The organism is Acinetobacter sp. YH12254 (assembly GCF_013417415.1).
GTDB classification, from domain to species: domain Bacteria; phylum Pseudomonadota; class Gammaproteobacteria; order Pseudomonadales; family Moraxellaceae; genus Acinetobacter; species Acinetobacter pseudolwoffii.
Genome location: NZ_VPEB01000022.1, coordinates 1 through 21,013, shown reverse-complemented (window position 1 = coordinate 21,013; position 21,013 = coordinate 1). Strand labels below are relative to the sequence as shown.

Sequence of the window (21,013 nt, the reverse complement as noted above, 5' to 3'; positions counted from 1 at the left end):
TACCTACTCTTTGGGTGGCCACGGAATAAACATTGAAGTTCGTCGTTGATAGTCTTTATAGTTGTCGCCGCGATGTGCCAGCGCCTGTTGTTCACTAAATGGAATTCCGGTGATGTAGTACAGAAACAGCCACATCAGCAGCGGATAAACCCATAATCCATACACACCTGCTGCCAGACCGAGAACCGGATAGGCAAACCAGTGCAACCATTCAAAAAAATAATTCGGATGACGTGAATATTTCCATAAGCCTTGGTCCAGGGTTTTTCCTTGGTTTTGTGGATTCAGTTTGAAACGGTAGAGTTGCTGGTCGGCTGTGCTTTCCCCGATCAGCGCCAGCAGCATGATTATGCCAGCCACCAGCACTGTAGCCTGTGTCCAGTCATTCCACTGCTGGACCGGAATATTGAGCAATTCCAGCATCGGGTAGGAAAACAGTGCCACCAGCCCGGCCTGAAACATAAAAAAGGCCAGAAAACCGAGATGCTGATAACTGCCCATGGCACGGCGCATATTGGCATAGCGGGTATCTTCCCGGGTTTCATTGGCATAACGGCGCAGCAGATGCCAGGTTAAGCGTAAAAACCAGATGCCGCTAAATACACCCAGAAATACCCGAACCAGCAGCGGTGCAGTTTCCATGACCCAAGCCGCAATGATGACATTAAGCGCAATACTGAAACTCCAGGCCACATCCACCAGACCCGCTCTGCGGTTATAGGTCACCAGTACCCAGCTACACAGCATGATGAAGACATTCAGCAAAAATAAATCCAGCAGCATATCAGTCCTCCTGTTTTATCGTGGCCTAGTAAGCACTGGCTTCAAACAGCAGATGTACATCACTGATGACGCCTTCGCGGAAACCACCCTCGCAATAGCATAGATAAAAATCCCACATACGGATAAAGCGCTCATCGAAGCCGAGTTGCAGTACCTGTTCACGTTGTTCCAAGAAGCGCTGACGCCAGCAGTGCAAGGTTTGGGCGTAACTTTGGCCGATATCTTCAAGATGCTTGAGACGCAGTTTTTGCTCGGAAGCGGACTGGGTCATGATACTGATGCAGGGAATAAAACTTCCCGGGAAAATGTAACGCTTGATGTAGTCCACGGTATTCAAGGCTTTGGCATAGCGGGCATCTTCAATGGTGATGGCTTGAATCAGGGCCAGACCATTCGGTTTCAGCAATTCACGGCATTTGTTGAAATAGGTCGCTAAGTATTGCTCACCCACGGCCTCGATCATTTCTATCGAGACCAGCTTATCGTATTTGCCTTTCAACAGACGGTAGTCTTTCAGCTGGACATCCACGCGATGGGATAATCCTGCTGCCTCTATTCGCGCGACCGCTTCATCATATTGTGCTTGGGAGATGGTAATGGTGGTGACTTTACAGCCATAATGCTGCGCGGCATAAATGGCAAAACCACCCCAACCGCTGCCAATTTCGACCAAATGATCCATTGGTTGCAGCTGCAGTTTCTGGCAAATCAGTTCTTTTTTATAATCGGAGGCCTGTTCCAGGCTCATGCCCGGCTCTTTAAATACCGCGCTGGAATACATCATGCTGGAATCCAGGAACAGCTTGAAAAAGTCATTGCTCAGGTCATAATGCTCGGCAATATTCTTACGGCTGCCATCAATCGAGTTTTTGCGGGATTTGTACCAAGTCTTTAGGAAGAATTGGCTGGCTTTCGCCAAGGTGTTCTGATTCATCCGGTCCAACACATCGCGATTGCGCGCCAGAATGCGAATCACATTGACCAGATCTTCACTGCTCCAGTAGCCGCGAATGAAACCTTCTGCAGCACCGAGTACACCATTGCGGAACAGTAGATCCATCAGGCGGCTATCATGCACCTGAATCACGGCATACAGATCACTGCTCTCTCCCACAATCCCGTTCCAGACGCCTTTAAAAATCAGCTGACCATGACGTAATTTCAGTAGATGGCGCAGTACCACCGGCAGTGTGCTTTCTTCTCCCATAAACAGTGTTTTCATAACAAGGTGTTTCCTTTTTCTTTGCGAGGATGCCGGTAAAATGGAATTTTTTTCTTCCATAAGCGAAAGGCATGCAGATAAATTCCACCGACCATCCTGAAGGGCTCAAGAACTTTCAGCACAGCATAGCGATGCTGTTGTGAAGGAACTGTGATGGCTTGCAACGAAAATTGCATGGTGGCATCAAATTGCAATATTCCCTGTTGGAACAGCTGCATATGAATCACATTGCTTTGATCGGAAAAGCTGAATCGCCAGCGGTAATCCAGCGCCATCGGCATGAAGGGCGATACATGAAAGGCCTTTTTGAAATCAAACTGGTGGCTCTGGTACGGCGTATGTTCGGTCACATTGTTCCGGCAGTCATGGATATAGACCTGACGTTCATTCCATGGCGTATTGGTAATTTCGCTGAGGATAAAGATCAGCTGGTCGGTGGCATCAAAGACCAGATAAAACACCACAGAATTAAAGCGAAATCCGAGTGTACGTGGCAAGGCCAGAACCCGGATGGACGCAGCATGCGCTAGCAGATAATTTTCCCGCTTGATCAGCAGACGTGCGACCTTCTGCCGAATCGAACCACATTCCATGGTCAGAAAATCACGTTCATCCAGGGTCAGGAAATTCCAGCGATTGCAAGACCAGAGCCAGGATTTTTCAGTAAAGCTTGAGAGCTGATCAGGATCAAAGTATAGATAGTTCAGCCGGGTCTCAAAAGCATGCGCTTTGGGCAAGAAACGGCGATGCCGGATTTCGGCAGAGGCAATCGCCAGTGGATACATTTGCATCATATCCTCCTAGGCGGCCTGCTCGGCCTGTTTTAAGAGCTGATCGACCACCCATGCAGCGCTACGGGCACCATCTTCATGAAAGCCCCAGCCCCAGTAAGCGCCACAGTATGAGGTGCGGTTCTGGCTATTGATTTCAGCCCAGCGTTGTTGTGCTTCAATCGCGGAGGCATCAAACACCGGATGTCGGTAATGCCGTTCTACCCAGATTTTTTTCGGATCGAGGGTGAAATTAGGATTCAGAGTGGCAAAGACCTGAGTCTTGCATTGCAGGTTTTGCAACTGGTTCATCCAGTAACTGAAACCATAGTGCATACCACTGTGCTGGAAAGGTGTCTGTTCAGCTGCCTGACTCGGGGTCACATGCACATGCCAGCTGGCCCACTGACGTCTGGATTTGGGCATGATGCGGGTATCTGAATGCACCACCATACGGTTAGCCTGATAGCGGAACTTGCCCAGCACGTCCAGCTCCTGCGCTGTCGGGTCTTTAAGCAGTTTCAGGCTGTCGTCAGCATGACTGGCAAAGATCACCCAGTCAAAACGCTCACTGCCCTGTGCTGTTTCAACCAGTACATTATTGGCACTACGGGATACATGGAGCACACCCGTTTTGCGGAAAATAATATTCGTCTGGGACTGAATCGCACGAACGTAGCGAGCCGATCCACCTTTCACCGTGAGCCATAACGGCCGGTCTTTCAGTTGCAACATGCGATGGTGCTGGAAAAAGCTCACCACAAATTTATAGGGAATCTGTCCAGCCTGTTCCACCGGACAGGACCACAGCGCTCCACACATCGGATAGAGATGTTCCTGACGAAAGGCATCGCTATAACCATGTTGATTTAAATAATCATCAATACTGAGCTGTGTATCGACCTGTTCCACATCCAGATCTTTATTGGCTGCATAGAAACGGAACAGATCCGACAACATCGCGCGAAAATCAGTATTAAGAAAGTTTTGAGGTCGGAACAACAGCGAGAATTTTTTTGAAGGATTGTACTGTAAGCCACTGACCTGATTATTCACCGAAAAGCCCATGTCACTGCTTTGCGATTGAATCCCTAGTTCTTTTAGCATCGAGCAAAACAGCGGATAGTTATGCTCATTAAACACAATAAAGCCACTATCCACCGCAACCTGTTCACCCTCGATATTCAGCTGATGGGTATCGGTATGACCACCAAAGTAGTTATTCTTTTCAAAGACTGTGACTTCATGCACTTTGCTGAGTTTCCAGGCAGCGTACAGACCGGAAATACCTGAACCAATAATTGCAATTTTCATGGTGATTCCTTCGATTGAATCGTGTGAGTGTCGGCAGTAGCAGCTTTTTTATGTTTTCGAGCCTGAGCGATTTTACTGGCTTCATAAATCCGTGCCGGAATGGGCTTGAGGCCCCAGACCAGTCCCAGCCAGGACATGAGTTTCAGCAAGTAATAGGTCACATCAATCTGCCACCAGTAAAAACCCTGCCGGGTACTACCAGCATAGTAATGATGATTGTTATGCCAGCCTTCGCCTAAGGTGATGAGTGACAGAAATAAATTGTTACGGCTGTGGTCATCCGTCTCAAAATCACGGCTGCCATAATGATGCGCCAATGAATTGATGCACAAGGTCGCATGGATCAATAACACCGTGGAAACCACAAAGCCCCAGACCAGCAATTGCAGGCCGGACGTCCCGAGTTGCGGCCAAGTGATGGCCAGCCATTCGCCTAGTGCATAAATCCCGCCCGCAGTCAGCAACACCACAATCAAACTAAAACGGTCCAGCCAAATCAGTTCTGGATATTTCAGCCAGTCCTTGATCACCTCTTTACGCGTAGCAAAATTATATTCATTCAGAAACCAGCCGACATGGCTATACCAAAAACCATGCGTGGATGAATGTGGGTCTTGCAAGGTATCGGTATAGCGGTGGTGATAACGGTGATGAGCTGCCCACCATAGCGGGCCACGCTGCGCACTCATGGTGCCGAGCAATACAAACAGGAACTGTATCGGGCGTGAGGTCTGAAAAGTTTTATGCGACAGATAGCGATGAAAAAAAGCCGTGATGGAAAACATGCGGATCAAGTAGAACGCGACCATAAAGCCAAGCGCAAACCATGACACACCGACCCAGAACACAGCGAAACAGGCCAGATGCAGCAGAATAAAGGGTAAAATCCGGACCCACTGAATCTTGCTATTTTCAGCCGTCAGTGTTTCGGTTGGTGTCGATATAGACCAGCTATCTATCCATCGCATCAGACTTTTCAACATGGACTCATCCTATTTCGAGCAACTGTCTTTATTCCATTTGATGAGTCTAATCAGTCAGATATGAATTTTATGTGAAGTGAAAAAAAGCCGAACTGTAAGAGACTAAGCAGTTCGGCCAAAGGGTAGCAGATTAATGCGGTAATTTGATTAACTTTGTGATGTCGTAGCCATAGTGTCTCGCAGTCTCCAGATAGGACTGATAAGTTGCTTCGTCCAGTTGTGGTTCACGCGACAAAATCCACAGGTATTTGTTACTTGGTCCACCGACCAGTGCCACTTTATATTCTGGATCCACGCGTAATACCCAGTAATGACCTTTAGTAAACGGGATCCACCTTAAACCTGGAGGTAAAAAGCTGACCTTGAGTTTACTGTTGCCCTTATTTTGCGGATAAGCCACTCCTTCAGAGCTAATCATCTCACCATTGGCAATCCGACAACTATTTAACACACTCATGGTCTGATCGGCATTGACCTCATATTGTGCAGAGATATCCGATACACATTTACGCTGAAAATACATCGGTAAATGCGAAATTTCATACCACTTGCCTGCATACTGCTGGATATCCACCTGATCGACTGCCTGAGGCGCAACCGTTTCCGCTCGAGTCAGCATGCTTAAGCTCATGAGGGTCAGTGCCGTAACCGCAAAAACTGACTTGAATAGAGTATTCATTTTTAAGCCTTGAATGATTTCAGGACTAAGATAACCCAGGTGGATGTGAACAAAGCGTGAAGACAAAATCATGTGATCTAGCAGGCGTGCTGCTGAAAAGCCCTAGGCTATTTTCTAGGTTAAAGCCATTCTTTGCTGTCATCTGCTACAGGGGTATCATGCATCACATGCTGAATCATGGCATAAGCGATACTGCCCTTGAAGGGAATCTCAGGTAACTGATCAAACTTGAAAAATTGCGCGTCGCTCAGTTCATCTTCCTGAATCTGAATCTCACCCGAGTGATACTCTGCCCTGAAGGCCATCATCAGGTTGCTGGGAAACGGCCACGGCTGGCTGGCCAGATATTGAATATTCTTGATCTGCAGGCCGACTTCTTCCTGCGTCTCACGGCGTACTGCCTCCTCCAAGGTTTCGCCGACTTCAACAAATCCAGCAATCAGGCTGTACATCTGGGTTTTATTGCGGGCATTTTTCGCCAGCAGAATTTCATCTATACCCCGGGTGATGATGGTAATCACGCAGGGATTCACCCGGGGATACTGGTTATAGCCACAAGATGGACAGACCATGGCATACTGGCTGGCGTGCTGCTGGGTGGCATGGCCACATTTGCTGCAAAAGCAGTGATTACGGCGCCACTCCAGTAACTGTACGGCACGGCTGGCCTGTTCAAACTGCGGCCTGCTCCAGACCTGCACCAGTTGCCGAATCGGGATCAGTTGATAACCCTCGGGTACTGGTTCATCTTCTTTTAGATCCCGTGCAATGACCTGGCCATTTTCCGACAGGTTCAGGTCGTGCTGCAGTCTTTCCACTTGCGGCAACTGGAAATGATCATCCACCAGCAATTGCTGCTGTCTAAAAATATATGCTTTTGAATGCATGCTCATGACAATCCCCGGATTAAAAAAAATCCCATACAGAGGGGTGTATGGGACAAAACTAAGGAAGCTTACATGGAGTAACTTCATGGAAGATACTAGGCGCAGGCTGCCTGAATTACAACTATAATAATTTGTATCTTTTTGATTAAAATCACATAATTTTCACATCGTTTATGAGTTAAGAAATCATTAAAAATAAGGCTTATAAAATGAGTAAGATTTTAGCTAGATAAATGAACTTGCGTTCACGTGAGGACGATTTGCTAGTGATTTCTATCGGCAGCGGGATAAACTTAAAGTTGCGGAACAAATAATCCACCCATGCCCAACAGCTTCTTAGCCAGATAGATGAGTTATAAACCATGAAAAAACAGCATCTCCCTGAAAAAACCTGTATTCACTGCTTGCGCCTTTTTACTTGGCGCAAAAAATGGCAACGCTGCTGGGAGGAAGTCAGATACTGTTCTGAACGATGTAAACGTGAGTCCAAACTGCGTTCAAAACAAAGCGCTTAGAAACGTTTATACTGCCGCGCACAATAAGCCCGAATGACATCGGGGGAACGCAGTTGCAGATGTTTAGTTTTTCGGCCGGTGACTCGTTCACGCCACATTTTAAAACTTGATGCTTTCATATTTTTCCGCATCAAGCGAATCACTGCAGTTTCATTCAAGCCAAACTCACGCTGGATGGCTTCAAATGGGGTGCGATCTTCCCAGGCCATTTCAATGATCCTTGACAGATCTGCTCCCACATATTCAATTACTTGACGCACCACATACCTCTGTTTACTTTCATTTTTAAAATAAAAATTGAGCGATAAAATTTAACGCTATCTCTCTCTGTCTGGGTCAGATCAAGCTGACCAAACTCATCTTAAAAAAACGAAGATGAAGATTTTGTGATTTTTTGCGTGGATTGTATTTTGTTGCTGTCCTATCGGGCCTTCGATCTCAGCGTGTGGTCCAAATACCTGCTACCAAAGCCTATGCCTGGGATTGTTGTTAATGACATCGCCTAGATCAGACGGTATGCTGATGCTAAAAACACCTTGGGGAAATTGTGCTCGAAATTATTGCCCAGCTCTGCGGCGGTATTGGTCTATTCTTGTTGACATACTCCCACCACTTTCGCTTTACCTCAAGTGGGGGATTCTAAAAGCAAAAGCTCTTAGGCGACTTCCTCACGGATTTCGCTTGCTTTCTGCTTCGCAGGGCGACCTTTACCGCATCGACCCTCCACAGACAAAACGGTATGTCCTACCGCTAAAATGTTGCGAGAAGCGTTAATATCTGCATTCGCAACATATCCACACGAAACACACTCAAACTTTGCCTGAGTGAGCCTATTTTCCTTTGCAATGTGACCGCATGAGCTACAAGTCTGACTTGTATATCTAGGGTTAATTTTAACGAGTAAACCACCTCGCCATTGCTGTTTGTACCCCAACATGCCAACAAGCATTGACCAACCTTGATCTAGGATTGACTTGTTCAAGCCTGACTTGGCTTTCACATTCTTTCCTTTTTTCTCGATTGAGCCTTGTGCTGATTTCGACATATTGGCTACCTTTAAGTCCTCAACTACGATCATTGCGTGTTTTTTGCTGAGAGTTGTGGTGACTTTATGCAAGTAGTCATGCCGAATATTGGCAATATGATGGTGCAGTTTATTGATCTTTAAATTGAGCTTTTTCCAATTTTGGCTGAACTTGGTTTTCTTTCTCAACTTGCGTTGGAATTTGGCTATTTTTACCTGATTGGCTTTAAAACTATTGATCGGGTCGAATACCTGACCACTAGACGCTGTAATTAACTTTTTAACACCTAAATCAATGCCAATCGCTGATTTCGATGGATGGATTGGTGCGTCTATTGTGTTTTCAACACCAAAAGAGATATACCACTTACCAACATGCTTTGAGATTGTGACGTTCTTAATCTCGCCTAAAATATCTTGTGATTTTCTGAATTTCACAACGCCAATGTCATTAGGCAACTTAACCTGATTACCTTTAACCCAACAATATCTGCCAAATTGAACAATACGGATTGAATCATAACCATCAGATTTCTTTTTAAATCTTGGCATGAGTGGTCTAAGCTGAATTTCACTGCCATCGGTCAATTTAAAGAATTTTGGCTTCTTCGCTTTGAATGGTTTTTGCTTTAACTTGGCTTGTTCTTTTTTATCAAAAAATTTAGCCCAAGCATCACCAAGATCACGGACTTTTTGTTGAAGTGAAACGCCATTCGAGCTGTTTTCTAAAAAAGCACATTCAGGTTTTTTGCGTAATTCAGGAATTTTATTGACTAAATTAACTTTGTTGATTCGCTCATTTCTAGCAAGCATCTCAAATGATACAGCTAAAATTTGATTCCAAACAAAACGTGCAGAGCCAAGCAACTTGTTTAAAACAAGCTCCTGCTCTGCATTAGGCTCAAGCCTAAATTTGTACGCTTTGTTGATCTTCATTTCGCATTAAAGCTATTTAGATACAGAAACTTAATGCAAATTATTCTATCATATTGCACTGAAAAAACACCAAAAAAATTCGTGAAATTCACCTTCACCCTGACTGTCGGGTGGAGTCCTCTTTCACACTAAAGATAGGGTATTTTCACTTGAGAATAAGAAGCGATAGAAATGGCTTTTGATTGGGATCCTCTCAACATTGGGTCTGTAACCAATTTACAATATTGATAATCTCTTGATTTGAATTATTTTTCCTAACGATTGCATAGAAGTCAAAGTTGCAATAGGTAAATTCAAACGGCGCAATAATTCTGCCACTTAATATTTCCTTTTCTACCAAAATCTGGGGCGCTATAGCAATCCCCAATCCTGAAACAGCCGCCTCTATCATTAAATTGAGACGATCAAAATATCGATCATTCGATTTAGTCTCAAGGTTTAGATGGGATCGTTCAAACCAGATCTGCCAGGCATTCTTATTGGAATAAGTGTGAAGTAATGGGTGCTCAAAAAGATCATGAATACTAGTGAGAGCATAGCTTTCACCTTTACAAACTGGTCCCATGTTGTCCGGAAATAAAAGAAATTTATCCAAAAACTTAGGCAGCATTTCATCTACATTCAAACTATTGATAAAAATATCAATTTTTTCTTTTTCCAGTAGCTTTAGGTCGTTACAGGTCATCAATTTAATAGAGATATTAGGATAAAGGCTCTCTAGTTTTTCCAGTCGTGGAATTAACCAGTTCGCCATAAAGCTATGAGAGGCACCGATTACGATTTCTACTTCTGACGCTTTGTGAGTTAATTCAAATACACATTCTTCCAGCTCATTGAAGAAGTGAGTACAAAGACGGGATAAGTCTTCTGCATCCTGAGTGAGAGTAATCGTTGATGAATGCCGAATAAATAATTTTTTATCCAACCATTCTTCGAGCTGTTTGATTTGATGGCTGATTGCACTATGAGTGACACACAGTTCTTCCGCAGCCAAGCTGAAGCTTTGATGTCTAGCGACCGCTTCAAATGCTTTAAGTGAATTTAAAGGCGGTAAGGTTCTACGTTTCATGCTGTAAATTTTTCTAACATCATAAATCAAAAATATATCAATTATCAGGAAAATGGAAATCTTTTAAGATCCAATCAATGTTGAAATTTTAAGAGAAAGACAATGACAACTCCTTATATCGGTCAGGGTCCTGATCAAGGTGGTTTTTTCGGTAAATTTGGTGGCTGCTATATGCCTGAAAGCCTGATGCCAGCTCTACAAGATTTAGAACAAGCCTTTAATACCATACGGAATCAACCTGAATTTTGGGCTGAATATCGACAGATTTTAACCGACTTCGTGGGTCGCCCTAGCCCGCTATTCTATGCAAAAAATCTAACTTCCTACGCAGGGGGAGCCAAAATATATCTCAAGCGAGAAGATTTGAACCATACCGGCGCCCATAAGATCAATAACTGTGTGGGGCAAATATTATTGGCTAAATTCATGGGTAAAACCAGAATCATTGCTGAAACAGGTGCAGGACAGCATGGTGTTGCCACAGCAATCGTCTGTGCACTCTTTAAGATGAAATGCACGATCTATATGGGTAAAACAGATATTCAACGTCAGCAACCGAATGTTGAACGTATGAAATTACTTGGTGCTGAAGTACAAGGCGTAAAAAAAGGCCGTGGAACCCTGAAAGATGCTATGAATGAAGCCTTACGTGACTGGATCAGTCATGTCGACACGACTTACTATCTGCTAGGAACTGGTGCTGGCCCGCATCCCTACCCGACTATTGTGAGAGAGTTCCAGAAAATTATTGGCATCGAAGCCAGAAACCAGATTCTTCTTAAAGAAAATAAACTCCCAGATGCTTTGGTTGCTTGTGTCGGTGGGGGTTCCAATGCATTAGGACTCATGCACCCCTTTCTAGAGGATACCAATGTCAAAATGTTTGGAATTGAAGCTGGCGGGAAAGGCACTGATAGTCATGAACATGCTGCCTCGATTTCCAAAGGTCGAGTCGGCGTCTTGCATGGTAATTTGACTTACTTACTGCAAGATTCAGACGGGCAAATTCTAGAGGGACATTCCATATCCGCAGGACTGGATTACCCTGGGGTTGGCCCTGAGCATTGCATCCTGTTTGAAACAAGCCGCGTGACTTATGCAGCAGTCAAAGATGAAGAGGCTGTACATGCCTTTCAACTACTGAGCCAGCAAGAGGGCATTATCCCAGCGCTGGAAAGTTCTCATGCTATTGCCTATGCCATCAAACTTGCGAAAGAAATGCATCCGGAACAGACAATTATCATCAATTTAAGCGGTCGAGGTGACAAAGACTTAGACACAGTCAAAAAGTATCTTGCAGGAGCACGCGCATGAACCGTTTAGATCAAAAACTAATGCAATTAAAACAGGAAAATCGCAGTGGTTTAGTCTGTTATTTTACTGCCGGAGATCCTGATTTTAATGAAAGTTATCGTCTATTTAGTCAATTGGGTCAAGCTGGAGCTGATATCATCGAAGTGGGCATCCCATTTTCTGATCCTGTGGCAGATGGAGAGACCATCCAGGCTGCTCATGTTAGAGCACTCGCTTCTGGTCAGACCGTGCATCGAACCATTGAGCTCGTGAAAGCTATCCGTTTACAGGATGAAACCACCCCGATTATTTTAATGACCTATTTAAACCCGATCATACAATATGGTTTCGAGAAGCTGGTTGCGGATACCGAAAATTTGATTGAGGGGATTCTGATCCTAGATGCCCCTTATGAATATCGGGAAAAATTTAAACAGATATTAAATGAAAAAAATATGCATTTAATTGCAATGAGCGCACCCACTACTCCAGTTGAGCGATTGAAACAAATCTCAGCCAGTGCGACAGGATTTTTATATCATGTTGCGGAAAATGGTCTCACCGGCGGTACTTTAAATCTGACCAATCTTGAAAAAAAGATTGCTGAAATCAAACCAATTTTTAATATCCCGATTGCTATTGGCTTTGGGATTAAAGATGAAAGTCATGTGAAAGCCTTAGCCAATAAAGTTGATCTGGTGGTGATCGGTTCGGCACTGGTGGATACCTTTTTTAAGCAAGGTGTAGACGCCACATTAGAAAAAGTTAAAATTTTTTCACAAATTCTGAAAGAGAAATCTTAGTTTTTCTTTATGATCCTTAATAGAGAATTTATGGCATAAGGTTTTCACCTTCTTATGCTATATTCCATAGTTTACCTCCTCTCCCCCTTAAAAGAGGAAGAGAAAGTAAAATAAATTAAAGAAAGCTTGGCAAACCTTTAGCAGGATCTGTTTCACGTGCCGCTTGAGCATCTGCTACAGTCATACCTAAGGCCTTAGCAACGCCTTGCCCATAAGCTGGATCGCAAGCATAACAGTTGCGGATATGACGGTATTTGATGAAATCTAGCGCATCACCCATCGCTGCGGCCGTGTTATTAAACAGGGCCTGTTTCTGCTCATCATTCATCAAATTGAACAGGGCACGTGGCTGGCTGAAGTAATCATTGTCATCTTCACGGAAGTCCCAGAAATCAGCATCACCGGTAATCTTTAATGCTGGTTCTTTAAACTGAGGTTGTTCCTGCCACTGGTTAAAACTGTTCGGTTCATAATGTGGCAATGAACCATAGTTGCCATCCATGCGGCCCTGACCATCACGACGATTAGAGTTTACAGGGCAGCGTGCAGCATTGACCGGAACCTGTGAATGATTTACACCAACACGGTAACGCGCTGCGTCGGCATAGTTCACTAAACGTGCCTGTAACATACGGTCCGGTGAGTAGCTGATGCCCGGTACAAGATTACTAGGTGCAAAGGCTGCCTGTTCTACATCCTGGAAATAGTTTTCCGGATTGCGGTTCAGCTCAAATTCACCGACTTCAATCAGTGGATAATCGCCCTTCGGCCAGACTTTGGTCAGGTCAAATGGATGATAAGGCACTGTTTCGGCTTCCAGTTCTGGCATGACTTGAACGTACATTTTCCATTTTGGATAGTCGCCACGTTCGATGGCATCAAACAGGTCGGTCTGGCTGCTTTCACGGTCTTTGGCAATCAAGTCTGCTGCTTCAGCATCGGTCAGGTTCTGGATGCCTTGCTGGGTACGCATATGGAATTTCACCCAGAAGCGTTCATTTTGGGCATTGATAAAACTGAAGGTATGGCTGCCAAAACCATGCATATGACGGTAGCCAGCAGGAATACCGCGATCCGACATGACAATGGTCACCTGATGCAAGGCTTCAGGCAATAATGTCCAGAAATCCCAGTTATTGGTGGCACTGCGCTTGTTGGTTTTCGGGTCACGTTTGACTGCTTTATTCAGGTCAGGGAACTTGCGGGCATCCCGCAGGAAAAATACCGGAGTATTGTTGCCAACTAGATCCCAGTTGCCTTCTTCAGTATAGAATTTCAGGGCAAAACCGCGAATATCACGTTCTGCATCGGCCGCACCACGTTCACCCGCCACCGTTGAGAAACGCGCAAACATTTCGGTTTTTTTGCCGACTTCAGAGAAAATTTTAGCGCGGCTATATTGGGTAATATCATTGGTCACGGTAAAGGTACCGAAAGCACCTGAACCTTTGGCATGCATACGACGCTCTGGAATCACTTCACGGACAAAGTTGGCCAGTTTTTCATTCAGCCATAAATCCTGGGCAAGTAAAGGTCCACGCGCACCTGCCGTCATACTGTTCTGATTATCGACCACAGGGGCACCAGCTTCAGTAGTCAGGTGGGTAACAGGACATTTTTTAGGGTCTTGACTCATACTATTAACTCCCGTTTCTTTTCATTTAAATTGCCGAGAGAAACTTAAGATCTCCATATTCTAGTTTACGCTTAACTAGCGTATTAAAATATTAAACTAAAGAGTGTCTACAAAATCGGTGGCTATTCAGTACATGGTGCCATGGGATTCTTGGTCAACAGTAGCCCAAATTTATTGATAGCACTGAAAGCATTTCAGGAATTTATTCCCACCCGTATCAGCTTTGCACGTTTAAATCTTGAATACACCGAACATTCAGTCAATATATCACTGTATTTTGATTTTCAACTGTCTGAACAGGTACATCGTCTATTGGCTGAAACCTGTGCCGTGATTTTATTTGAGTGTGCTGAATTTATTGTTGGACGCCCTCTCCATGACGCTCAAATCTGTTTTGCGCACGCAGAACCCGACTATCACCAAGCCTATGCGCAGTATTTATCGGGCGCTTATTCTTTTTCCGCACCTGCAATCAAAGCCACCTTTCCTTTCAGTCTATGTCACATTCCGAATGCCTCGGCCAATCAAGACAGTTATTTACTCGCGATGCAACAATGCGAAAGCATGCTACAGCAGCTCAAACCGGGCAAGCAAAGCTATGTGTATATGATAAAAAAAATGATGCTGTCGAGTTCGCTACATGAACTGAGTGAAGACCAAATTGCAGCGGCATTGTTTATGAGTAAACGGACATTGGCACGTCAACTTGCCGCAGATGGCACAAGCTTTAGGGAGATTCGAGATGCAATTTTGTCGGAGCAAGCACGTCGTTATTTAACAGACAGTACTTTATCTGTCGATGCGATTGCAACGCTATTAAACTATCATGACAGTTCTAACTTTAGACGCGCATTTAAGCGTTGGTTTAACGTTACACCGAGCCAATATCGTAATCAATATAGTTAAACTTTGGGTAAAGTTCATTGCATAAGCAGGTGAAATATTTTTTATCATTCAAAATTGACCTGATTGAAGATTAATTTTTTTCTGTATTCATGACCATCCCTGATCGGACGGCTAAACATCATGTCGTTCGAATAAGACCTTTAAATCAGCCATTTGTTATAATTTCGATATTCAATGAATGGCAAAATTAAATGGATCATTTGCAGAAGTTACAGATATATGTGCGTGTGGTTGAAACCCAAAGCTTTACTCACACTGCTGAGACATTGGGTGTGCATCGTCCACTGATTTCCAAAGCCATCAAACAGCTTGAACATGAATTGGGGGTGAGATTACTCAATAGAACCACCCGTAAAGTCAGCATGACTTTAGAAGGTGAAGCTTTCTATCACAAAGCATTGCAACTCCTTAAAGACTTCGATGCTATTTTTAATAGCTTTCAGCCAAATCTACAGACTCAAAATATATCGGGTAAACTGCGCATCAACGTACCCATCACCATTGCCAAAGCCATTCTGATTCCTCATTTGGCAGAGTTTAAACAACAATATCCAAATATCGAGTTGATTCTAGAATCCTCTGATTCCTTAGTGGATCTCATTGATCAAGGTGTCGATTTTGCAATTCGACTCGGCTACTTAGATGACTCAACCCTCATTGCAAAATCACTTGGACAAGTTGAAATGATCACTTGTGCTGCCCCTTCTTATTTAAAAAAATATGGCACACCGCATACCTTAGATGATCTAAAACACCATCAAGCCATCAATTATTTTAGCGGTAAACAACGTAAGGTTATGAATTGGCAATTTATTGTGAATCAGAAACTTGAAGAATATAAATTGGATTCAAGTATTTTAGTCAATGATTCAGAATCATTTTTAAGCGCAGCCTTACATGGTTTGGGCTTAATTCAAGGGGTTCGTCATGCAATACAGCCGTATCTCGAGAATGGCCAACTCATTGAAGTGTTATCAACTTATCAAAATATGCCTAAACCTATTTCTTTGCTCTACACTCACCGTGAACATTTACCTGCACGTATGCAAGTCTTTATAGATTGGATTGAAAGGATATTTGCAAGAGATTGTGATAAAAAATAGAACCAATCTATAAATAGATTGTTTATTTATCTGATCTGTTTGAACCACTATGCTAATTCCATCTGTTAAACATATGGAAAAGAAACATGTCTAAAACTGTGGTGATGCGTGCTATCGGTGGTGCTGAGGTCCTACAAATTGAAGATCTAGAAATTCCTGCTCCCAAAGCACGTGAAGTACAAATGGCAGTCCATGCGATCGGCTTAAATCGGGCTGAAATCATGTACCGTACCGGTAATTATGTGATTGAACCCACTTTTCCTTCTGTACTTGGCTATGAAGCCGCAGGTATCGTTACAGCGATTGGCGAAGGTGTTTCAGAGTTTAGTATTGGCGATGCAGTGAGTGTCATTCCATCTTTTGGTTTTGATGAATATGGTACATACGCAGAACTCATCAATCTGCCAGTCCATGCTGTTGTAAAACATCCTAAAGATTTGACATTCCAACAAGCGGCTGCAAGCTGGATGATGTTTGTGACGGCTTATGGTGCATTAGTACATTTTGGCAACTTACAGAAAGACCAATATGTTGTTATTGGTGCTGCATCTAGCAGTGTTGGCGTGGCAGCAATTCAAATTACTAATATGTTAGGCGCTACCCCAATCGCATTAACTCGTACTAGTGCTAAAAAGCAGCAACTGATAGATCTAGGGGCTAAATATGTGATCGCTACTGAGGAGCAAGATTTAGTAAATGAATTGAATCGTATTACCAATCACCAGGGGGTAAATATGGTGTTTGATCCTGTAGGTGGTCCAGCTGTAGGTAAAATCATGCAAGCTATGGCTAAACAAGGCACATTCTTCCAATATGGTGCGCTTGATACACGTGATATCCAAATGAGTGTTATGGATGTTTTAGGCAAACATTTAACATTACGTGGTTATGAGCTCTTTGAAATTACCACTGATTCCAATGCGCTAGAACAGGCAAAACAATTTGTTTATCGTGGTTTGGAGTCAGGTCAGTTATCACCTTTAATTGACCAAGTCTTTAATTTTGAGAATATCCAAGAAGCTCATAAATACATGGAAACAAATGCCCAAATCGGCAAGATCGTAGTTAACGTTCAGTAATTTAGATGCCCTATACTGCCATCTATAGGGCATTTTAGTTCCAATACAATATTTTTGGTTAGCCGAGTTTCATCATAGATCTGACCACACTCGATGCCGTGATCGGGTTATTTAATGCTGTTTTACTAGAGCATTAAATAACTCAAATCACGGATAATTAGTTTCAGCGGGCATTTACTTTACTAGTTTTCTGTCAATAGATCATGGTTAATATATTAAAAAACTAAGGCTCTTATAAATCGTATAAAATAAATAATACAGAATATAAGTAGTTTACTTTACAATATTTCAGTCTTAATAATGCTTGAATCTAATTTTATATATTTACTAATATATTCTAATTAAAACTTGGATTTCATAACCATTAACTATACAGTACAACTATCAATAAAATCTCCCCACCATTGCATCATTTCCACGCGCTGATTGAAATATTCTGCATGATTATAACTTGCACGGGTTTTATTTTTATCAGTATGAGATAGCTGTGCTTCAATCCAATTTGATTGAAATAAACCAGATTCATTTAATATGGTACTAAATGTTGAGCGTAAACCATGAGATGATAGTTCATTTTTAGTATATCCCATTTTTCTAATAATCAAGTTCAGGGTATTAAAATGAATAGGTTTATGATTATTACGGGGGCTAGAAAATACATATTTTTCGCCATGAGACCAAGCGAGTGCTGATTTCACAACTTCAAGTGCTTGATCAGATAGTGGAACTAAAAAGTCAGGAATATCATGACCTAAAATAACTTTTCTTCTATATTGTTTAATATGTAAGGCCGGTATTTTCCATATTCTTTTATCCAGATCGAAGTGATGTGGTTCAGAAAGCAGTAATTCTCCACCACGTACGCCTGTATATAACTTAAATAATAGGGCTTTTTTAATGATAGGATCTGTATTAATCTGATTCAATCTAGCTAAGAAATTAGATAGTTCATCTGAGTTCAAATGAGGATAATTTTTCTTAATCTTATTATTAACTAATATTTTATGAAGCCCATTTGCAATATTATATTCACAATACCCCATTGCTACAGCATAATCATAAATCTGATTTAAATAACTGTAAGCTTTCTTTACAGGTTCTTTTACATTTCTAGATTCTATATTTTTAATAACCTTAACCAGATCATATCTTTTAACTTCAATAAATGGCGTTAGTCCAATATTTGGATAAATATCCTGATCTAAACATTTTTTTGCAAGCTGAATTACACCGCATCGTGGTTCATCTTCAAAGGAATTTTTAATTTTAAATTCTAACCACTCTTCACAAATATCCTGAAAAGTTTTGATGTCTTTTTTATGCAGCAGTTTATTTTGATAATCATTAAATTTATATTCATCCCGGACTGATCTGGCCTCTTTCAAGGACATTACAGGATATTCGCCCAACTTCATGCGAGGACGTTTATTTGTCCCTACAAGTGAATAGCGGTAACTCCAAGATTTACGTCCATTTGGTTCTATCTTTAAACTTAAGCCGTCATCATCTGCCAGAAAATAGACTTTTTCCTTTGGTTTAGCCTGGCGTACCTTAATTTCCGTAAGACTCATGAATATTTAACCTAACCACAAATGACACTGCGCAATTCAATTATAGCAAATTTAAGCAATTTTCATATGATGCGTATCATACGCATCATATATTTTTATAAGTTATTGTTAAATCTGTTTTATATTTAGAGTGATTGCTTTTTAGTAACCATTTAATTAACCATTGATTCTACAAGTTAAATAAAAAAACCGGCTTAAAGCCGGTTTTTTATCTTAAATATTCAGATCATGATTTCTTCACATCAAAACGGTCTGCATTCATCACTTTTGTCCAAACACAAACAATGAACCGTACCGGGTTTGTCGGAGACTCAATATTCTGAGAGACTATTCCGATGAAAAAACCAACCTATACCCTCGAAATTAGAGAAAGAGCGGTTCAATTACTAATTGAATCTGAAAAAGATTATCCTTCTACTTGGGCTGCAATCACAGCAATTGCGCCTAAGATTGGTTGTACTCCTGAAACACTTCGTGCCTGGCATCAAAAGCATTTAGATCAGCAAAATCCTATTAAAGTACAACAGATATCTGATCAAGAAAAAATGAAGCAAATGGAACGTGAAATTAAAGAATTAAAGCGTGCCAATGAAATTCTACGTAAAGCAGCCGCTTTTTTCGCCCAGGCGGAGCTCGACCGCCCACACAAATAATGGTGGATTTCATCCATAACAATAAAGACTTATATGGTGTTGATGCGATTTGTAGGATTTTACCGATCGCAGCTTCAACCTATTACCGAACTTTAGATCTCGCTGACAAGAGATGGCTCCGTAAATTTGAACAACACCTATAAGTGATAAAATTGCTGGTTCAGTTATTTGGGGTAACTGTTCTAATAACCAGTCTGGTAATTTTTTTAATTCAGTCGGTTGCATTTTTAGTTATCCTATTTTTAATAATTTCAACTTGTTACATACGTTACACAACATAATTTATGCAAGTTCAGTATAAGGAACCCGGCGCAAGTACAAAGATTTTTGACATAAACTGATCACACTTATATTCATCACAAGACATAAAAAAGAGCGCACGGAGCGCTCTTGATGCGAGCTTTTAAAGCTCAGCTGAACTTTTCGGGACTTCATACCGGATATAAGACGCAAATGTCAGGTAATTAATCCCCTGAAATAAAATATCAATCGCCAGAAACAGGCCCAGGACCCAAAACGGTGCATCTGGGGATTGCAAAATCACAATCCCTGCCAGCAGGGTCAAGATGCCTGAAAATAAAGTCCAGCCCCATCCACCCAGAGCGCGAAACAAAAGGCTATTCAAGATCCGGATGATACCTGCAATAATTAGAATAATCGCCAGAATATGGGTCAGGACCACCGCGGTCTGTAGCGGTGTACTGAACGCATAATATCCGGCAAGCAAGTATAAAAGACCGAATAAGGCCCAGAACCAGCGAAAACCGCCATGAAAAATTTTAAATGCAGCAACAAAATGCAGAATCCCGCCGATCATCATCAGTACGCCAAACATGAATACCACGGACAAGGTTGCAAAGGGTAAAGTCGCTAGCAAGACCAGACCAAAAATCACTAGTAAAATGCCCAGCCCCAGATACCATTTTCGCTTTTGATGCAACTGACTACGTACCAAGTCATTGCCTACTGTTTTCATCTTTTCTTCTCAAGTGATGTCTTATTTGACTGATCATACTTTAAAACTTGATTGGCTTTAGAAGAATCTTACGTTTCCTCTTGCATAAAAAAATAAAATTATGTTTTAGTAGCCGATTAACATCGATATAAAGAGGTGGTCCCACTTGTTTGAACAACTAAAAGCTTATTTATAAGTGATATTCTGCTCTAGTTAAGCTACCTTATTTTGTTGTGGTAGCTGGTCATAGTAAAACTCATCTGGAGTCATTTTGTCCAGACTCGAATGAGGTCGTTTCAAATTATAAAATTCAAAATATGCACTCAATTGCTTTTTCGCATCGGTGACACTGCTATAAGCTTTGAGATACACCTCTTCATATTTAACGCTTCTCCATAACCGTTCAACCATCACATTATCAATCCATCGACCTTTACCATCCATACTGATTTGAATGCCATTTGATTTCAATACATCAATAAATGCATCACTGGTGAACTGACTGCCCTGGTCTGTATTAAATATTTCAGGTGATCCATATTTTTCAATCGCTTCATTTAAAGCCGAAATACAAAAATCCACCTCCATACTAATCGATACCCTATGCGCAAGTACCTTGCGGCTATGCCAATCGGCTTTGTTGCACAAACCTATCTGTAAAGGCTTTTTCAGCGATATAATTTCCAAATGAATAAGCCTACACAGAAAATCTACCGCACAACCAATTGGCCCGCATATAACCGAGCACTCATGAGTCGCGGAAATATTGCCATTTGGTTTGATCCTGCTACGCAATGGTATGCGCCATCAAAAGGCAAACAAGGGCGAAATC

At 42.2% G+C, this 21,013-nt stretch carries 19 protein-coding genes, 3 pseudogenes and 1 other annotated feature; of the genes and pseudogenes, 8 read left to right on the top strand and 14 right to left on the bottom strand.

Features of this window, described 5'->3' with window-relative positions:
* Positions 1–3: 3 nt before the first annotated feature.
* The 7 genes from FTV29_RS13790 to nudC form a co-directional block, all read right to left on the bottom strand.
* On the bottom strand, positions 4–783 hold the full coding sequence (locus FTV29_RS13790; protein WP_180075622.1) for a DUF1295 domain-containing protein: 780 nt from the start codon (positions 781–783) through the stop codon (positions 4–6).
* 25 nt (positions 784–808) lie between these two features.
* Positions 809–2,005 (bottom strand): cyclopropane-fatty-acyl-phospholipid synthase family protein, encoded by a 1,197-nt coding sequence (locus tag FTV29_RS13785; protein WP_100535551.1) that lies wholly within the window; start codon positions 2,003–2,005, stop codon positions 809–811.
* Complete coding sequence (locus FTV29_RS13780) at positions 2,002–2,796, bottom strand: DUF1365 domain-containing protein (protein WP_100535552.1); 795 nt, start codon at positions 2,794–2,796, stop codon at positions 2,002–2,004. Before FTV29_RS13780 ends, FTV29_RS13785 begins: the two co-directional genes overlap by 4 nt.
* A 9-nt stretch (positions 2,797–2,805) precedes the next feature.
* Complete coding sequence (locus FTV29_RS13775; RefSeq protein WP_180075621.1) at positions 2,806–4,089, bottom strand: NAD(P)/FAD-dependent oxidoreductase; 1,284 nt, start codon at positions 4,087–4,089, stop codon at positions 2,806–2,808.
* Positions 4,086–5,072 (bottom strand): acyl-CoA desaturase, encoded by a 987-nt coding sequence (locus FTV29_RS13770; protein WP_071852181.1) that lies wholly within the window; start codon positions 5,070–5,072, stop codon positions 4,086–4,088. The genes FTV29_RS13775 and FTV29_RS13770 overlap by 4 nt, the downstream gene beginning before the upstream one ends.
* A 130-nt stretch (positions 5,073–5,202) precedes the next feature.
* A complete protein-coding gene (locus FTV29_RS13765; RefSeq protein ID WP_100535594.1) occupies positions 5,203–5,751 on the bottom strand; it encodes a lipocalin family protein in 549 nt (182 codons plus the stop codon).
* Positions 5,752–5,870: 119 nt separating this feature from the next.
* Positions 5,871–6,644, bottom strand: a complete 774-nt coding sequence (gene nudC / locus FTV29_RS13760; RefSeq protein ID WP_100535554.1) for an NAD(+) diphosphatase — start codon at positions 6,642–6,644, stop codon at positions 5,871–5,873.
* 356 nt (positions 6,645–7,000) lie between these two features.
* Here nudC and FTV29_RS13755 point away from each other — a divergent pair, with 356 nt between their 5' ends.
* Positions 7,001–7,153 carry a DUF2256 domain-containing protein gene (locus FTV29_RS13755; RefSeq protein ID WP_159138906.1) on the top strand — a complete coding sequence of 51 codons (153 nt, stop codon included), beginning with the start codon at positions 7,001–7,003 and terminating at the stop codon, positions 7,151–7,153.
* Here FTV29_RS13755 and FTV29_RS13750 read toward each other — a convergent pair.
* The 3 genes from FTV29_RS13750 to FTV29_RS13740 all read right to left on the bottom strand — a co-directional run bounded on the left by FTV29_RS13750 (position 7,150) and on the right by FTV29_RS13740 (position 10,182).
* Positions 7,150–7,401, bottom strand: coding sequence for a TIGR03643 family protein (locus FTV29_RS13750; protein ID WP_373683532.1), 252 nt, complete (start codon positions 7,399–7,401; stop codon positions 7,150–7,152). The two genes, FTV29_RS13755 and FTV29_RS13750, sit on opposite strands and share 4 nt — an antisense overlap.
* A 407-nt stretch (positions 7,402–7,808) precedes the next feature.
* Positions 7,809–9,113 (bottom strand): RNA-guided endonuclease TnpB family protein, encoded by a 1,305-nt coding sequence (locus tag FTV29_RS13745; protein ID WP_180075620.1) that lies wholly within the window; start codon positions 9,111–9,113, stop codon positions 7,809–7,811.
* Positions 9,114–9,306: 193 nt separating this feature from the next.
* Complete coding sequence (locus FTV29_RS13740; RefSeq protein ID WP_100535557.1) at positions 9,307–10,182, bottom strand: LysR substrate-binding domain-containing protein; 876 nt, start codon at positions 10,180–10,182, stop codon at positions 9,307–9,309.
* A 102-nt stretch (positions 10,183–10,284) separates the two neighbouring features.
* Between FTV29_RS13740 and trpB the strand changes: the two genes are divergently transcribed.
* Both trpB and trpA read left to right on the top strand, forming a co-directional pair.
* Positions 10,285–11,496: a tryptophan synthase subunit beta gene (gene trpB / locus FTV29_RS13735; RefSeq protein ID WP_100535558.1), complete on the top strand. Its 1,212-nt coding sequence runs from the start codon at positions 10,285–10,287 to the stop codon at positions 11,494–11,496.
* Positions 11,493–12,278 carry a tryptophan synthase subunit alpha gene (gene trpA, locus FTV29_RS13730; protein ID WP_180000711.1) on the top strand — a complete coding sequence of 262 codons (786 nt, stop codon included), beginning with the start codon at positions 11,493–11,495 and terminating at the stop codon, positions 12,276–12,278. The genes trpB and trpA overlap by 4 nt, the downstream gene beginning before the upstream one ends.
* A gap of 115 nt (positions 12,279–12,393) precedes the next feature.
* On the opposite strand, the gene FTV29_RS13725 is transcribed toward trpA, so the two are convergent.
* Positions 12,394–13,914: a catalase gene (locus FTV29_RS13725; RefSeq protein ID WP_049590605.1), complete on the bottom strand. Its 1,521-nt coding sequence runs from the start codon at positions 13,912–13,914 to the stop codon at positions 12,394–12,396.
* 141 nt (positions 13,915–14,055) lie between these two features.
* On the opposite strand from FTV29_RS13725, the gene FTV29_RS13720 reads away from it, so the two are divergent.
* From FTV29_RS13720 to FTV29_RS13710, 3 genes are all read left to right on the top strand, one after another.
* The gene (locus FTV29_RS13720; protein ID WP_100535561.1) at positions 14,056–14,820 is read left to right on the top strand and encodes an AraC family transcriptional regulator; all 765 of its coding nucleotides are present in this window, start codon (positions 14,056–14,058) and stop codon (positions 14,818–14,820) included.
* 191 nt (positions 14,821–15,011) lie between these two features.
* On the top strand, positions 15,012–15,923 hold the full coding sequence (locus FTV29_RS13715; RefSeq protein WP_100535562.1) for a LysR family transcriptional regulator: 912 nt from the start codon (positions 15,012–15,014) through the stop codon (positions 15,921–15,923).
* An 86-nt stretch (positions 15,924–16,009) separates the two neighbouring features.
* A complete protein-coding gene (locus tag FTV29_RS13710; protein WP_159138988.1) occupies positions 16,010–17,002 on the top strand; it encodes a zinc-dependent alcohol dehydrogenase family protein in 993 nt (330 codons plus the stop codon).
* A 368-nt stretch (positions 17,003–17,370) separates the two neighbouring features.
* Here the strand turns inward: FTV29_RS13710 and FTV29_RS13705 are convergent, their stop codons facing one another.
* Complete coding sequence (locus FTV29_RS13705; protein WP_159138989.1) at positions 17,371–18,573, bottom strand: integrase arm-type DNA-binding domain-containing protein; 1,203 nt, start codon at positions 18,571–18,573, stop codon at positions 17,371–17,373.
* A gap of 335 nt (positions 18,574–18,908) precedes the next feature.
* Here FTV29_RS13705 and FTV29_RS13700 point away from each other — a divergent pair.
* Positions 18,909–19,333, top strand: a pseudogene (locus FTV29_RS13700) (transposase); the annotation flags it as partial.
* Positions 19,184–19,300: a sequence feature (AL1L pseudoknot), on the top strand. Its footprint overlaps the pseudogene before it by 117 nt.
* Positions 19,334–19,629: 296 nt before the next feature.
* Here FTV29_RS13700 and FTV29_RS13695 read toward each other — a convergent pair.
* Positions 19,630–20,202, bottom strand: a complete 573-nt coding sequence (locus tag FTV29_RS13695; RefSeq protein WP_159139015.1) for an HdeD family acid-resistance protein — start codon at positions 20,200–20,202, stop codon at positions 19,630–19,632.
* Between the two features lie 192 nt (positions 20,203–20,394).
* Positions 20,395–20,829, bottom strand: a pseudogene (locus tag FTV29_RS13690) (transposase); the annotation flags it as partial.
* Positions 20,830–20,868: 39 nt separating this feature from the next.
* On the opposite strand from FTV29_RS13690, the pseudogene FTV29_RS13685 reads away from it, so the two are divergent.
* A pseudogene (locus FTV29_RS13685) lies at positions 20,869–21,013 on the top strand (IS5/IS1182 family transposase); the annotation flags it as partial.

Coding starts and splice junctions, on each gene's coding strand:
- FTV29_RS13775 (WP_180075621.1), bottom strand. CDS start 4,089: ATGAAAATTGCAATTATTGGTTCAGGTATTTCCGGTCTGTACGCTGCC.
- FTV29_RS13725 (WP_049590605.1), bottom strand. CDS start 13,914: ATGAGTCAAGACCCTAAAAAATGTCCTGTTACCCACCTGACTACTGAA.
- FTV29_RS13790 (WP_180075622.1), bottom strand. CDS start 783: ATGCTGCTGGATTTATTTTTGCTGAATGTCTTCATCATGCTGTGTAGC.
- FTV29_RS13740 (WP_100535557.1), bottom strand. CDS start 10,182: ATGAAACGTAGAACCTTACCGCCTTTAAATTCACTTAAAGCATTTGAA.
- FTV29_RS13755 (WP_159138906.1), top strand. CDS start 7,001: ATGAAAAAACAGCATCTCCCTGAAAAAACCTGTATTCACTGCTTGCGC.
- FTV29_RS13780 (WP_100535552.1), bottom strand. CDS start 2,796: ATGCAAATGTATCCACTGGCGATTGCCTCTGCCGAAATCCGGCATCGC.
- nudC (WP_100535554.1), bottom strand. CDS start 6,644: ATGAGCATGCATTCAAAAGCATATATTTTTAGACAGCAGCAATTGCTG.
- FTV29_RS13720 (WP_100535561.1), top strand. CDS start 14,056: ATGGGATTCTTGGTCAACAGTAGCCCAAATTTATTGATAGCACTGAAA.
- FTV29_RS13745 (WP_180075620.1), bottom strand. CDS start 9,113: ATGAAGATCAACAAAGCGTACAAATTTAGGCTTGAGCCTAATGCAGAG.
- FTV29_RS13715 (WP_100535562.1), top strand. CDS start 15,012: ATGGATCATTTGCAGAAGTTACAGATATATGTGCGTGTGGTTGAAACC.
- FTV29_RS13765 (WP_100535594.1), bottom strand. CDS start 5,751: ATGAATACTCTATTCAAGTCAGTTTTTGCGGTTACGGCACTGACCCTC.
- FTV29_RS13770 (WP_071852181.1), bottom strand. CDS start 5,072: ATGTTGAAAAGTCTGATGCGATGGATAGATAGCTGGTCTATATCGACA.
- FTV29_RS13705 (WP_159138989.1), bottom strand. CDS start 18,573: ATGAGTCTTACGGAAATTAAGGTACGCCAGGCTAAACCAAAGGAAAAA.
- FTV29_RS13710 (WP_159138988.1), top strand. CDS start 16,010: ATGTCTAAAACTGTGGTGATGCGTGCTATCGGTGGTGCTGAGGTCCTA.
- trpB (WP_100535558.1), top strand. CDS start 10,285: ATGACAACTCCTTATATCGGTCAGGGTCCTGATCAAGGTGGTTTTTTC.
- FTV29_RS13695 (WP_159139015.1), bottom strand. CDS start 20,202: ATGAAAACAGTAGGCAATGACTTGGTACGTAGTCAGTTGCATCAAAAG.
- trpA (WP_180000711.1), top strand. CDS start 11,493: ATGAACCGTTTAGATCAAAAACTAATGCAATTAAAACAGGAAAATCGC.
- FTV29_RS13785 (WP_100535551.1), bottom strand. CDS start 2,005: ATGAAAACACTGTTTATGGGAGAAGAAAGCACACTGCCGGTGGTACTG.